This is a genomic window from Pantoea sp. sgz302252, from assembly GCF_047713085.1.
Lineage (GTDB): Bacteria > Pseudomonadota > Gammaproteobacteria > Enterobacterales > Enterobacteriaceae > Scandinavium.
Window position 1 is genome coordinate 159,510 of the sequence record NZ_JBLFJW010000003.1, and the last position, 14,954, is coordinate 174,463.

Genomic DNA, 14,954 nt, shown 5'->3' on the forward strand with positions numbered 1-14,954 from the left:
GGGTTTTTTCGTCTTACAGGGCAATATCTGCAACAGGCTTCAGTTCCACCAACGGTGGCGTAAATTGTGCCTGCGGAACAGGATCGGCAACGACGTGTGTTTCATAACGCAGACCAAGCACTTCACTGGTATGCGCTAACGTCTGCTGAATCGCCTGCGGATCGCCACTCAGACGACGACCATAAGTTGGCACCACGGCTCGCAATTTCTCCTGCCAGGCCGCAGATTTCACTTTCTCTTTAAAGACCTGTTCCATCAGTTGCAGCATGATTGGCGCAGCCGTCGAAGCGCCCGGCGATGCACCCAGCAATGCGGCAACCGTGCCTTGATCATCGCTAACCACTTCCGTGCCCAGACGCAGTACGCCGCCCTTCTCTTCGTCACGCTTGATTATCTGCACGCGCTGACCGGCCTGCCACAAACGCCAGTCCCCTTTTTTCGCCTGCGGATAATATTCTTTCAGCGCAGCCAGGCGGTCTTTGTCTTTCTGAATGACCTGGCCGACCAGATATTTCACCAAATCAAAATTATCCAGCCCAACGTTCAGCATCGGCAGAATGTTCGATTTGTTGGTTGAGCTGAGCAGATCCCACAGTGAGCCATTTTTCAGGAAGCGGGTTGAGAATGTCGCAAACGGTCCAAACAACACTGCACGTTTGCCATCAATAATACGCGTGTCGATGTGCGGTACCGACATCGGCGGCGCGCCAACAGAGGCCTGTCCGTACACTTTCGCCAGATGGTGGTTAACGACTTCCGGGTTTTCACAGACCAGGAACTGCCCACCGACCGGGAACCCTGCATACTCTTTTGCCTGCGGGATGCCCGTTTTCTGCAACAGCTTCAGTGCAGCGCCACCCGCGCCAATAAAGATAAACTTCGCGCGGATTGTCCGGCGAGCTTTGCGGTCGCTGGTGTCGGAGACCGTCACAGTCCAGCTGTTATCCGCATTACGCTTAAAGCGGCGAACCTCAGTGTTGAGTTGCAGACTGAAATTATCGTGGCTGCGCAGACCAGCAATCAGCTGGCGGGTAATTTCGCCGTAGTTGACGTCAGTGCCGACTTCAGTGCGCGTGGCGGCCACTTTTTGTTGCGGGTCGCGCCCTTCCATCACCAGCGGCGCCCACTTCTTGATTTGCCCGACATCTTCGGAATAGCGCATGCCCTGGAACAGGGAATTCTGCTGCAAGGCGGCATAGCGAGCGCGAAGGAAATTCACGTTGTCCTCGCCCCAGACAAAACTCATGTGCGGCACGGTATTGATGAAGGTCTTCGGCTGCTGGAGTACGCCGCGTGTTACCTGGTGCGCCCAGAACTGACGCGAGATCTGGAAGGCTTCGTTGATCTCAATGGCTTTGTCGATACTGATTGAACCGTCCGCTTTTTGCGGCGTGTAGTTCAGCTCCATCAGGGCGGCATGACCGGTTCCGGCATTGTTCCAGCCGTTCGAGCTCTCCTCGGCGACGCTGTCCATTTGCTCAACCATAGTAATAGACCAGTCTGGTTCCAGTTCCTGAAGCCAGGTTCCCAGCGTGGCGCTCATGATGCCGCCGCCAATCAACAATACATCCGTCTGATGCTCGTTACGGGAGTTGGTGTGTGTTGCCAGAGGTTCGGCATGCAAACCAACCGCCTGTGAGCGACGTACGGCCATTTTTTTCTTCATCGCAATGAGCCTTCTGTACTCGCGTTTTTGTTTAGCGCAGGTGAAACGATTCGGGGGAATCCACGTTAGCACTGACGATGAAAGATTTAAATATTGTTTAAAATTTAAGTTCTGTTTTGAGATCTGTTATAAAAATGTTTAATAAATGTGGCGGTCAAATGAGTATTGGTACTGGCGAAGTGTGACGCAACGCGGTAATATCGCCCGTTTTGTGATGCACCGCACATCGGGCATCTTATGTAAAACCAACTTTCCATAACCCTACATTTTCCATGCCTGTAACCTCTGAATCATTGACTGCTGCTGAACAAAGCGCGATACGAACCGTCGTACGCTCGCCTGCGCTGATGCTGCGCGAATCCCTGGCAGGCGTGATCACAGCCCTGGCGCTGATCCCTGAAGTTATCTCTTTCTCTGTGATTGCGGGCGTTGACCCTAAAGTCAGCCTGATTGCTTCCGTGGTGCTGTGTCTGGCGATGTCCGTGTTAGGTGGCCGTCCTGCGATGGTCACGGCAGCGGCAGGTTCGGTTGCTCTGGTGATTGGGCCAATGGTGCATCAGCACGGCGTGGGCTACATTCTGCCTGCGGTGGTGATGGCGGGTATCATTCAGATTTTGTTTGGCGTGATGGGCATGGCCCGGCTGATGCGCTTCATCCCACAAGCCGTGATGACCGGTTTTGTGAATGCGCTGGGCATCCTGATTTTCTTTGCTCAGGTTCCCCACTTCTGGAGCAAAAATCCCTGGGTGCTGGCGCTGTTCGCCGCCACCCTGGTTATTGTGTTGTTCGCCCCGCGCGTCGTCAAAAGCCTTCCTTCCCCTCTCATCGCCATTGTTCTGTTGACGCTCTTTACGGTGTTCAGCGGTCAGCTGTTGCCGACAGTCGGCGACGAAGGCTCGATGTCCGGCGGTCTGCCCGGTTTGACCGAATTGCTGGTGCCATTGAATTTGCAAACGCTGCAAATCATCTGGCCTTGCGCGCTGAGCATCGCTTTCGTCGGCCTGATGGAATCGCTGCTGACAGCAAAACTGGTGGATGATTTAACGGTTACGCCTTCCAATAAAGCGCGTGAAAGCGCCGGGCTGGGGATTGCCAATATTCTGGCCGGATTCTACGGCGGCATCGCCGGATGCGCGATGATCGGCCAGACGATTGTGAATGTTGAGATGGGCAAAGGCCGCAGTCGTCTTTCGACGCTGGTTGCTGGCCTGGTGCTGTTAGTGCTGGTGACGGGCCTGAGTGAAGTAATGGCCAACATCCCGATGGCGGTACTGGCAGGCATTATGGTGATTGTGGCGGTAAAAACTTTTAGCTGGCACAGCATTCAGCCCGCTGCACTGAAACAGACACCATGGTCCGTGACAGTAGTGATGGTCGCCACTGTCGTCGCCACCGTCAGCACCGGAAATCTTGCCGTTGGCGTGCTGGCAGGCATTGTGATCCTGGCGCTGATCCCAGCCCGCATTCGCAAGTTACATTCGCTTAAAGCAGAAACACCGTCGCCAGACCCAGAAAAATAAAGAAGCCGCCGGTGTCGGTGATCGCCGTGATCATCACGCTGGAACCGACCGCCGGATCGCGCCCCAGTTTAGTCATGATCATCGGGATCAGAACGCCCATCATTGAGGCCACCAGCAGGTTAAGGACCATCGCCAGCATCATTACGCCACCGAGCTGCGGATCGTCATACAGCCACCAGGTTACGCCGCCCATAATCCCGCCCCACACCAGGCCGTTGATCAGCGCTACCCCCATTTCACGCAGGATCAGAAACGAGAAGTTGCCGGGCTGAATATGCTGTAACGCCAGCGCACGCACAATCATCGTGATGGTCTGGTTGCCGGTATTACCGCCAATTCCGGCGACAATCGGCATCAGCGAGGCCAGCGCCACCAACTGCGAAATAGTGTGTTCAAAACCATCAATGACACGTGAAGCGATAAAAGCCGTGCACAGGTTGATAGCCAGCCACGCCCAGCGCGTTTTCACGGCTTTGCTGACCGGGGCGAAGACGTCTTCATCGTTGCTCAAACCGCTCATCTGACGAATATCGTTATCCGTCTCTTCGTAGACCACATCAACGATCTCATCGATGGTCAGACGTCCCAGCAGTTTGCCTTCAGCATCGATGACCGCCGCACTCAGCAGGTTGTCACGCTCAAACGTCCGGGCAACTTTTTCTGAGTCCTCTTCAGGGTGAAACGTCACAGGCTCTGCTTCCATCACGTCATGCACACGCCGCTGCGCCGGGTTGAGCAGAATGGTTTGCAGCTCCAGTTCACCCAGCAGCTTTTTGTCGCGGGTCATGACGAACAGTTTGTCGGTGTTCTCAGGCATCTTCCCCAACCGACGCAGATAGCGCTGCACCGCGCCCAGCGTCACATCCGGCCGAATGGTGATGACCTCGAATTCCATGATCGCCCCGACGCTGTCGTGGGCATAATTCATCACCTGCCGTACGCGCGCACGTTCTTCCGCAGGCAATGTGGCTAATAAGCGTCCGGTCAGGTTACGTGGAAGGTGTTGAACCAGATAAATTTTTTCATCGATATCCAGGCTTTCGAGCGCATCAAGCAGCGCCTTGTCGCTCATGCCCTCAATCAAGTCTTCATAGACGCTTTCGGAAGCTTCAAGCAGCACGTTCCCACGCTTGCTGTCGTCCACCAGCCCCCACAGTGCATGGCGCTCATCCGAGGGAAGCGCTTCGAGGGTATCCGCCAGATCAGGCGCAGGCAGGTGAGCAACCAACGCCCCCACTTCAGCAATATCGTCTGCCAGCCGGCCTTCGTCATACTGCTCCGCAAGCGTCAATTTGTTGGACAAGGCCGAGGTGATGGCTTTGTCCGTCGTCAGAAGCCAGATAAGGCGAGCACGTTCCTGGTCACGCACTCGGGCGCTGTTTTTATGAAAGACGGACATCGATGGGCGATCCTTGAACTGAAGAGGCGGTTTTCCAGCCTCTAAGCATAGCGCGAGTGAATGTAAAAAATAATAAACAACGGGCGGGAGTGGTGAAAAAGAGAGCAAACGCCCCATTACCGGGGCGTCTGGTGTTACGCAGTACGAGACACCGCATCGCGAGAAGCGGCATCTCGCTCTTCGCCAGTCAGCTCGCTAAGCTTGCCGTTACGCATTTCCAGCAGGCGATCGGCGTGGATGAAATAGTGATCGTCATGGCTGATAGCAAAAATGGTTTTGCCCATCTGTTGCATCAACGGCAGCAAGACCTGATAAAACTCGCGACGGAAATGCGGGTCCTGATCGGCGGCCCATTCATCCAGCAGAATGATATCTCGCTCCTCGGCCAGAGCCAGCAGCAGCGCGACGCGCTTTTTCTGCCCTTTAGACAGTTTAAGATCGAGGATTTTGCCGTTCTCAAGCTTCAGCTTGTGCCCCATCTTTAGCTGTTCCAGCCACTTTTCCACCAGCTGCGGATCGGCCTGCTGCCCTTCTTGCCCCAGAAGTTGATCAAACAGCCAGGGGTCGGTAAACACCGCGGAGAACAGCTTGCGGTAATCTTCCGGTTTGTCGGCGACCAGCGGTTGACCATCCAGCAGGATTTGGCCGGAAACAGGCTGGTAAAGCCCGGTTAGCAGCATCGCCAGGGTGGATTTCCCGCTGCCGTTGCCGCCGATCAGAAACACCAGTTCCCCGCGATTCAGCGTCAGGTTGACAGGCCCAATGGCAAAGGTGTTGTCCTGATAATGGAAGGCTACTTCGCGCAACTCCAGCGTCTTCCAGTCAGGATGCGCTTGAGGTTTAGGAAATGCTTCGCGATAAGGGGCAAGTGAAAACTTATTGAGCTTATTAAACGCGACCTGCGCACTGAGCAGGGTCGGCAATGCGCCAACAGCCGAAAGCAATGGCGTGCGCAGGAACAACAGTGTTAGGGAATACGTTGCCGCCACAGCAGTATCTGCCCAACCCAGGCCGTTCGCCATCCAGAACACCAGACCAATGGCGCCCAGCATCATAATATTCGACCAGTTAACCGCGCTGAGGTGGAAGGTATCGGCCCGAATAATATGGTGGCGATACTCTTTGGCATCCGGAATATAGAGGTTATTGAAGATATGCTCGGCACGCTCGCGGTTCAGCGTCAGCTCTTTGCGCCCTTCCAGTACGGTCTGGTAGTCGTTATACAGCTTGTCTTCCGTTTCGCGCAGCGTCGCCATGTGTTTATACACTCGCGCCACCAGCACGAAACCGCCCCAGATGGTCAGCACCATCCACAGCGCGGTGATCACCAGCATTTTCCCTGACAGGAAAAACAGGTACGCCGCAGAGCCGAACGTCAGGATAATCCCCTGAACCAGTTCCGGTAAGCGCACGAACGCAATGGTGATGTTTCGCACGTCGCTGGTTAGCCCGGCCAGCAGCGCTGCACTGCCCAGTTTTTCCACACGCTCAATTTGGGTATCAAGAATTCGTTTGATGAATTCGCTGCGCAGGCGATACACAAAATGGTGGCCCAGCACGGTTAAGGCCAGCTGCGAGCCAAGCGTGACCGCCATCAGCAGCAGCAATAGCCCGAGGAATTCTGGCAGAACCACAATTGACGCATCGACACTTTCAATCAGGCGCACATTGATGAAGGCAATCAGGCCGATACCCAGCGCCGCGCTCAGCAGGCTTAACAGCATGACGGCAATAAACGGCCAGCGATACTGACGCCAGACCAGAAGAAGAAGCTGCATAGAAAAATCCCGGACAAGCAAAAACAGCCAGCAGTTTAAACGGCTCTCGCGCTACATCAAGAATAATTCTTATTTTTATTGCTGTTTCAGGTATGGCGGAAAGTGAGGTTGTAACGCAGGTTGCCAGTGGCTGGATGATGTCCGTCTTTAAGCGGCTGGATCCCGTGATAAAACAGGCGCGACGCCCCGCCCCAGACCACCACATCGCCATGTTCCAGCAGCACGCGCATCAGCGGATCGTTACGTTTTAACCCGCCAAACTGAAATACGGCTGGCAATCCCAGCGACACAGAAACAATCGGCGCTCTCAGCTCTTTTTCATCTTTATCCTGATGCAGTGAGAGCTTTGCGCCAGGCGCGTAGCGGTTGATAAGACAGGCATCAGGCTGGAAATCGGGATAGCCCGCTTCCCTCGCACAGTCGAGCGCCAGCGTTCTGAACGCCGAAGGCATGGCTGGCCAGTGCTGACGTGTTTGGGGATCGACTGGTGCATACAGATACCCATGTCTGTCAGTTGTCCAGCCCACGTCGCCACAGTTGGTCATCGCCACCGACATGGTGTAGCCACCGGGAGTCACCATTTGTCGAAACGGTGAGCGTGCCGCCACCTCTTCTATTCCTTCTAGCAATTCCGCGACGCAGGCCAGCGCCCGGCGACGCAAAATCACGGCACCAGGCGCTAAGGGTTCCTGCCAGGGAGGCGTATCGGCAAATAAATCCAGCATGGTTAACGGCCCTGCTCTTTTTCACGACGCAGAAGTTCTGCTTTGCGCGCTTCGCCCCAACGATATCCCGACAGCGCCCCGCTCTGACGAACAACCCGATGGCACGGAATAAGCAGCGCCAGTCGGTTTGCGCCACAAGCATTAGCAACCGCGCGAACCTCGTTCGGTTTCCCGATACTTTGAGCCACTTGCTGGTAGCTGCGCGTTTCGCCAACGGGAATCGCTCTGAGCGCTTGCCAGACCTGCTGTTGAAAAGCGGTACCGCGAATATCCAGAGGAAGATCGACCGACACATGTTGGCCATCCAGTAACGCGATCACCGTTGCCACGCGCTGGCGAAACGTCTGGTCAGCTTCTTCACGTTGGGCATTCGGGAACATTTGCTCCAGTTCGGCGATAAGGATTTCGTCACTGTCTCCAGGCAACACAGCGCAAATGCCTCGCTCGCTTTCCGCCACCAGACAACGCCCTAGCAGACAGGATTGCAGCGTGTAGCGCACGCTGAGCGCGTTGCCGCCCTCGCGATACTGGCGGGGCGTCATACCGAGCGTGCTGTCTGCCTGGCGATAAAAGCTGCTGCTGGTTGGGAATCCTGCAGCCATCACCGCATCGGTAACGGTTTCACTGACTTTCAGAGATTCGCGCAGTTTCTTCGCACGCCAGGCTTGCTGCCATGCACGAGGCGTCATGCCTGTGACGGATTTGAACATGCGATGGAAATGAAAGGCGCTGACGGCGACTTCACGTGCCAGCTCATCCAGGGTCAGCGTGGTTTCTTGTTCCAGCAAACGGCAGGCCTGCGCCACTTTTTCAATGCGCTGCTGTTGCGGGTCGGCTTTGTCTGGCTGACAGCGTTTGCAGGGGCGAAAGCCCGCTTCCTGCGCAGCGCTGGCATCACTGAAGAACTGAACATTCTGGCGCAGCGCATGCCGCGCCCGGCAGGATGGGCGACAATAAATGCCGGTGGTCTGCACCGCAAACACGAAGTGACCATCGGCATTGTGATCTCTTTCCAGCACGGACTGCCAGCGGATCTCGTCATTAGGGGTGGCATTACGTTTCATAAATACTCCGACTCCTTACAAGGGTAGCCTGAGTCTGGCGCAGGCGGCAGAGAAAAAAACCGCCATTCTTGCTTTTTAATTTTTGCCGTTCACCAGGAAAGTTTCGAACTGCGGCGACATCCAGGTTTTGAAGCCATCGCCCTCTTTAATGATCATGTAGACCGCCAGTCCTTGTTCGCGCACCACTTCTTTGGTTCTTTCCGGGCCGAGCACCATTAATCCTGTATCCCAGCCATCCGCCTCAAGCGCTGTAGGGGAAATGACCGTGACCGACACCATTTTATGCTGGATAGGCGTGCCGGTTTGCGGATCAATCACGTGAGAAATGCGCTTGCCGTCCAGCTCGTAATAATTGCGATAGCTGCCCGAAGTGCTGATCCCATGCCCGTTAATGTCCACAATCGCCTGCACCGCGTTTTCTTTGTCGGTCGGCTTTTGGATCGCGACTCGCCATGGTTGACCTTCGGCATTCATACCACGACTGACCAGCGCCCCGCCGACAGAAACTAAGTAGCGGGAAATGCCTTCCTGCTCCATCAGACGAGCAAGATGATCTGCTGCGTAGCCTTCGCCAACGGTAGAGAGATCGACATACAGATCGGGAAGATCTTTTTGCAGATATTGACTGCCGGATTGGTTAATGACGGAGAGGTGTTTCAGCCCGGTACGCGCTTTTGCAACGTCAATTTGTGCCTGAGTGGGCGTTTTTATCGGCTGTTTATCAGGGCCAAATCCCCAAAGGTTCACCAACGGGCCGACGGTGATATCCATGGCACCCTGCGTTTTGGCCCCAATCCGCAGCGACTCGGTGACAATATCCGCCATGGCTTCACTGACCGGCCAGGGTGTTGCGCTGCGGGAATGATTAAAACGCATCAATGCTGAGTCGCTTTTCCAGGTGGAAAGTAGCTGATCGTCACCATCCAGTTGGACCTGAATCTTTTGGCGCAGTGTTTCAACATGAGCATCGTCGAGATTGATCACACTGACTCGCCAGAACGTGCCCATTGTCTTCCCTTCCAGCACGGTGGCTGACGCCTTCTTCGTTGTCGAAACTGGCGTGCCGTTATCGCAACCCGACATAATCAGTGTGACGGCAATGAGTGCCGTGCGAAAAAAAGTGATAGCCATACGAAGTCCCTCTTGTGTGCGCGCAAGGGTACACCAGGGAGGGTAAACAAAGAATAAAAAAAAGGTCCCGAAGGACCCTTGAGACTGATGACAAACCTCTAACGAATGAAGTTTTGTCATGGGTGGCAGAACAAAAAATAAGGAAAATCAATTCATTGATTTTCGGCTGCTCACCACAAAGAAGGAAAAACCACGCTTTTTCCTTCTTTGTCAGCAATCTGAAGGGTCCCGAAGGACCCTTTTTGCTGATTAACAGTCGATTAGAACTGGTAAACCAGACCGGTAGCAACGATGTTGTCGGTGCCGATACCGTTGTTTTTGTAGAAGCTGTCGTTCCCGTCCAGCAGGTTGATTTTGTAATCAACATAGGTGGACATGTTTTTGTTGAAGTAGTAAGTCGCGCCAACATCAACATATTTAACGAGGTCTTTGTCGTCGCTGCCATTAATGGTGTTCAGGCCTTTACCTTTAGACTGCAGGTAAGAAACCGCTGGACGCAGACCGAAGTCGAACTGGTACTGAGCAGTGATTTCGAAGTTCTGAGTTTTGTCTGCAATGCCACCACCGTTCAGACCATTGTCAGTGCTGGTAGAACCGTATGGAGTCATATTGCGGGTTTCAGCGTACATCGCAGCAACGTAAACGTTGTTTGCGTCATACTTAGCACCTGCAGTCCACGCTTCAGCTTTGTCGCCAGAAGTGTACTGCTGGTTGTTCAGGTAAGCGTTTTTCTGATCGTTGGTACGGTTAGAGTTGGTGTATGCCGCACCTACGCTGAAGCCTTCGCCGATGTCGTAGGTAGAGGAGATACCGAAGCCGTCGCCGTTCGCATTGCGGAATTTACGATCACCGTTGTTGGTACCTTCACCAGAACCTGGGTTCTCGTTCTTGCCCTGATACTGCAGAGCAAAGTTCAGGCCATCAACCAGACCGAAGAAATCGCTGTTACGGTAGGTCGCAACACCGTTGGTACGGCCAGTCATGTAGTTGTCAGACTTGGTGTAAGTATCACCACCGAACTCTGGCAGCATATCGGTCCAGCCTTCTACGTCGTACAGTACGCCGTAGTTACGACCGTAGTCGAAGGAACCTGCATCACCAAATTTCAGACCAGCGAACGCCAGACGGGTCCAGGCTTGGCTGTCACCGCTATCAGTAGATTCTGGGTTGTTCGCCTGAACGTTATATTCCCACTGGCCGTAACCGGTCAGCTGGTCGTTGATCTGAGTTTCGCCTTTGAAGCCCAGACGGATGTAGGACTGGTCACCATCTGCGCCATCGTCGCTGGAGAAATAGTGCAGACCATCAACTTTACCGTACAGATCTAATTTGTTGCCGTCTTTGTTATAAATTTCAGCCGCATTTGCTGCGCCTGCTACCAGCAGTGCTGGTACCAGGAGGGACAGTACTTTAACTTTCATGTTATTAACCCTCTGTTATATGCCTTTTTTATCGCCACTGCTTACTGATTAACCCTTCTAATCAGTCGGCAAACCCATTGTGCTGCAAAATACAGAAATATCCAACAAGAAAATGATACGAGAACTTTTAAGATGTTTCAAATTACCCAATAGATGTTTCAATATGTAAATAATGGGGAACTTTTCAATGCCACGAAAAGCTAAAAAATATCACACCAATAATCAAAAAACATTAAAAATACAGTAAAATCAAAGCACTAAAAGCATGATTCGGTATAGCACTGAATGACAAAACAAAATGCTCAGCGATCTCTAAAATAATCGACGCTATCATCATTAACTTTATTTATTACCGTCATTCAGTTCTGAATGTCTGTTTACTCAAATTTCTACCGGGTGCATCGCATCCGGTTTTTTTTTACCCTTCTTTACGCAACCTTAATAGTTATGTGCTACCGCCATGAAATTATAATGACTATTAAGTAATCATCCTCATTGGAAAAATCCCCCCTTTAGCACTAGAAGTTAAATAATCTCTTGTTAATTAGTGCTATTTTCTCGGCGATCAGCGTAAATATTTGTACAAAAAATGTAACAATGTACATCTTTATCCTGCACCCTGTGGAGGTTGCTCAGAAAGCCAGCAACAGGCGGCAGAATGTGGAAATTGGCGTATTAGGCTTTATACTGCCTGCTGGACTTGCCTTAACAGATAACCATTTCGGACAAGGCAGCAAGTAAGGTTTTCGCGCTCTTCTGGTGCAGTCATCATGGATTACACACACTAATGAGTCATGCCGACACGACTTTCCCTAACAAATTCTCCCTTATCTCCGGGAGCATCACCCGTTTCTTTCTGCTGCTGATCATCGTCCTGCTGGTGACGATGGGGGTGATGATCCAGAGTGCGGTGAATGCGTGGCTTAAGGATAAAAGTTATCAGGTCGTCGACATGACTCATGCTATCCATAAGCGCGTCGATAGCTGGCGCTACGCGACCTGGCAAATCTATGACAACATTGCCGCCTCTGCGGCCTCCACGCCCGGTGAAGAAGGCCTGCAGGAAACTCGCCTGAAGCAGGATGTTTATTACCTTGAAAAGCCTCGTCGCAAAACCGAAGCGCTGATCTTTGGCTCCCACGATGGCTCCACCCTCGACATGACGCAAAAGATGTCGACCTATCTGGATACGCTTTGGGGTGCTGAAACGGTGCCGTGGTCGATGTATTACCTGAATGGCCAGGATAACAGTCTGATCCTGATTTCCACCCTGCCGTTGAAAGATCTCTCTGCAGGTTTCAAAGAATCCTCCGTTGGCAGCATTGTCGATTCCCGCCGGGCAGAAATGCTTCAGCAGGCCAATACGCTCGATGAACGCGAAACGTTCTCTTCGCTGCGTCGGCTTGCCTGGCAAAATGGCCACTACTTCACTCTGCGCACCACCTTCAACCAGCCAGGTCATCTGGCGACCGTGGTGGCGTTTGATCTGCCTATTAATGATTTGATCCCGCCGGGCATGGCGCTGGACAGCTTCCGCCTGGAGCCAGATCCGTCGCAAAGTAATCTGCGCAATCAGGATAAAGAAGCCGCGGACAGCGTCAGCATTAACTTTAATAGCTCGCGCATTGAAATCGCTTCGTCGCTTAACTCGACGGGGATGCGCCTCGTCTGGCAGGTGCCGTTCGTCACGCTGATGATGGACACACTGCAAAACATCCTGCTGCCGCTGTTGCTCAATATCGGCCTGCTGGCACTGGCGCTGTTTGGCTATAACACGTTTCGTCATTATTCTGGCCGTCGCCAGGCAGACACTGGCGTACCTTCGGCGGCGAACAACGAGCTACGAGCACTGAAAGCAATTAATGAAGAGATTGTTTCCGTGCTCCCTTTGGGTTTGCTGGTTCACGATCAGGAATCGAACCGAACGCTTATCAGCAATAAAATTGCCGACCATCTGCTGCCACACCTGAACCTGCAAAACATTACCAGCATGGCAGATCAGCATCAGGGGGTGATTCAGGCCACCATCAACAACGAACTGTATGAGATTCGCCAGTTCCGCAGCCAGGTAGCTCCGCGCACGCAAATCTTCATTATTCGCGATCAGGATAAAGAAGTGCTGGTGAACAAAAAGCTCAAGCAGGCGCAGCGTCTGTACGAGAAAAACCAGCAAGGGCGTATGGCGTTCATGCAAAACATTGGCGAGGCCCTCAAGCAACCGGCGAAATCCCTGGCAGAAGAAGCTGGCGCTGTCGACAGTGAGCAACATCAGAAACTGGCTCAACATGCCGATACGCTGGTGCGACTGGTGGATGAAATTCAGTTAGCCAATATGCTGGAAGGTGACGGCTGGAAAGGCAGCTCAGTGTTGTTCTCCCTTCAGGATTTAATTGATGAAGTGGTGCCTGAGGTTTTACCCGCGATTAAGCGCAAAGGCTTGCAGCTGCTCATTAACAATCAGTTAGCCGCCAGCGAGCAACGCCACGGCGATCGCGATGCCCTGAAGCGCATCCTGCTGCTGCTGATTCAGTATTCCGTCACCACCACGCAAATCGGTAAAATCACCCTGGAAGTGGGTGAAGATGAATCCGCAGAAGATCGCCTGACGTTCCGTATTCTGGATACGGGCAACGGCGTCAGCAACAGTGAAATCGATAACCTGCATTTTCCTTTCCTTAATGAGACGCAGGAAGACGGCTTTGGCAAGGCCAATGCCCTTACCTTCTGGCTTTGTGATCAGCTGGCACGTAAACTTGGCGGGCATTTGAACATCAAAGCGCGGGAATCACTGGGTACGCGCTATTCACTGCACGTGAAGATGGCACCTCGTGAAGAAGAAGCGGAAGCCGAAGAGAAACTGCTGGACGAGGTTATCGCGATGGTCGATATCACCTCGAACGAAATTCGCAGTATCGTTATTCGACAGCTTGAAAACTGGGGCGCGAGCTGTATTTCCCCGGACGAAAGGCTGACGAGTCAAGAGTATGATCTGTTTTTGACAGATAATCCGTCTAATCTTACTGCGCCTGGCTTGCTTTTAAGCGATGATGAGGCTGGTATTCGTAAGATTGGCCCAGGACAACTGCGGGTAAACTTTAATATCAGTAATGCCATGCAGGAAGCTGTACTCCAACTGATAGAAGAGCAGCTTGCACAGGGAGAATTACTGGGAACGCCAGCTGGCGTAAATGAGAACGCTGAGCTCCATGCCAGCGGTTATTATGCGCTGTTTGTAGACACGGTACCGGATGATGTTAAGAGGTTGTATACTGAATCAGCGACAAACGATTTTGCTGCGCTGGCACAGACGGCTCACCGCCTGAAAGGGGTGTTTGCCATGCTCAATCTGGTACCCGGCAAGCAGTTATGTGAAACGCTGGAGCATCTCATTCGTGAGAAAGATGCCCCCGGCACAGAGAAATATATCAGCGACATTGACGCCTACGTCAAAAGCTTGATGTAGCAAGGTAGCCTAATACATGAACAATATGAACGTTATTATTGCCGATGATCATCCGATTGTACTGTTCGGTATTCGCAAATCACTTGAGCAAATCGAGTGGGTGAATGTCGTCGGCGAATTTGAAGACTCCACTGCACTGATCAATAATCTGCCAAAACTGGACGCCCATGTGCTGATTACCGACCTCTCCATGCCTGGAGACAAGTACGGTGACGGCATTACGCTGATTAAGTACATCAAACGCCATTTCCCGGGTCTGTCGATTATCGTCCTGACCATGAATAACAACCCGGCTATTCTGAGTGCGGTGTTGGATCTGGATATCGAAGGGATCGTCCTGAAACAAGGCGCACCAACCGATCTGCCTAAAGCGCTGGCTGCACTGCAGAAAGGCAAAAAATTCACCCCGGAAAGCGTCTCTCGCCTGCTGGAAAAAATCAGCGCGGGTGGCTACGGCGACAAACGTCTGTCACCGAAAGAGAGCGAAGTACTGCGTCTGTTCGCAGAAGGTTTCCTGGTCACCGAAATCGCCAAGAAGCTGAACCGCAGCATTAAAACCATCAGTAGCCAGAAGAAATCGGCGATGATGAAACTCGGCGTGGAAAACGATATCGCCCTGCTGAACTATCTCTCTTCCGTAACCCTGAGTCCGGTAGATAAAGACTGATTCATTAGCTCACGCTGAATACACAAAACCCCGGCTCGCCGGGGTTGAGACTGATGACAAACCTCTAACGAATACCGTTTTGTCATGGGTGGCAGAACAAAAAATAAGGAAAATCAATTC

The 14,954-nt window shown here is 52.7% G+C and carries 10 protein-coding genes; 3 read left to right on the top strand and 7 right to left on the bottom strand.

The window, feature by feature from the left end; genetic code table 11:
• Positions 1-13: 13 nt before the first annotated feature.
• Positions 14-1,666 (bottom strand): malate dehydrogenase (quinone), encoded by a 1,653-nt coding sequence (mqo, locus tag ACLW56_RS03915; protein ID WP_330982510.1) that lies wholly within the window; start codon positions 1,664-1,666, stop codon positions 14-16.
• A gap of 272 nt (positions 1,667-1,938) precedes the next feature.
• Between mqo and ACLW56_RS03920 the strand changes: the two genes are divergently transcribed.
• Positions 1,939-3,186, top strand: coding sequence for a SulP family inorganic anion transporter (locus tag ACLW56_RS03920; protein WP_330982511.1), 1,248 nt, complete (start codon positions 1,939-1,941; stop codon positions 3,184-3,186).
• On the opposite strand, the gene mgtE is transcribed toward ACLW56_RS03920, so the two are convergent.
• The 6 genes from mgtE to ompC all read right to left on the bottom strand — a co-directional run bounded on the left by mgtE (position 3,149) and on the right by ompC (position 10,704).
• Positions 3,149-4,585: a magnesium transporter gene (gene mgtE / locus ACLW56_RS03925; protein WP_330982512.1), complete on the bottom strand. Its 1,437-nt coding sequence runs from the start codon at positions 4,583-4,585 to the stop codon at positions 3,149-3,151. The two genes, ACLW56_RS03920 and mgtE, sit on opposite strands and share 38 nt — an antisense overlap.
• A 134-nt stretch (positions 4,586-4,719) precedes the next feature.
• Positions 4,720-6,363, bottom strand: a complete 1,644-nt coding sequence (locus ACLW56_RS03930; protein WP_330982513.1) for a multidrug ABC transporter permease/ATP-binding protein — start codon at positions 6,361-6,363, stop codon at positions 4,720-4,722.
• A gap of 86 nt (positions 6,364-6,449) precedes the next feature.
• The gene (alkB, locus tag ACLW56_RS03935; protein ID WP_330982514.1) at positions 6,450-7,088 is read right to left on the bottom strand and encodes a DNA oxidative demethylase AlkB; all 639 of its coding nucleotides are present in this window, start codon (positions 7,086-7,088) and stop codon (positions 6,450-6,452) included.
• Between the two features lie 2 nt (positions 7,089-7,090).
• Entirely contained in the window at positions 7,091-8,152 is a 1,062-nt protein-coding gene (ada, locus tag ACLW56_RS03940) for a bifunctional DNA-binding transcriptional regulator/O6-methylguanine-DNA methyltransferase Ada (protein WP_330982515.1), read from the bottom strand.
• Positions 8,153-8,227: 75 nt separating this feature from the next.
• Positions 8,228-9,283: an FAD:protein FMN transferase ApbE gene (apbE, locus tag ACLW56_RS03945; protein WP_330982516.1), complete on the bottom strand. Its 1,056-nt coding sequence runs from the start codon at positions 9,281-9,283 to the stop codon at positions 8,228-8,230.
• 260 nt (positions 9,284-9,543) lie between these two features.
• On the bottom strand, positions 9,544-10,704 hold the full coding sequence (gene ompC, locus ACLW56_RS03950) for a porin OmpC (RefSeq protein ID WP_330982517.1): 1,161 nt from the start codon (positions 10,702-10,704) through the stop codon (positions 9,544-9,546).
• 787 nt (positions 10,705-11,491) lie between these two features.
• Between ompC and rcsD the strand changes: the two genes are divergently transcribed.
• Both rcsD and rcsB read left to right on the top strand, forming a co-directional pair.
• Entirely contained in the window at positions 11,492-14,167 is a 2,676-nt protein-coding gene (gene rcsD, locus ACLW56_RS03955; RefSeq protein ID WP_330982518.1) for a phosphotransferase RcsD, read from the top strand.
• Positions 14,168-14,183: 16 nt separating this feature from the next.
• Positions 14,184-14,834, top strand: a complete 651-nt coding sequence (gene rcsB, locus ACLW56_RS03960; protein WP_330982519.1) for a response regulator transcription factor RcsB — start codon at positions 14,184-14,186, stop codon at positions 14,832-14,834.
• Positions 14,835-14,954 lie beyond the last annotated feature (120 nt).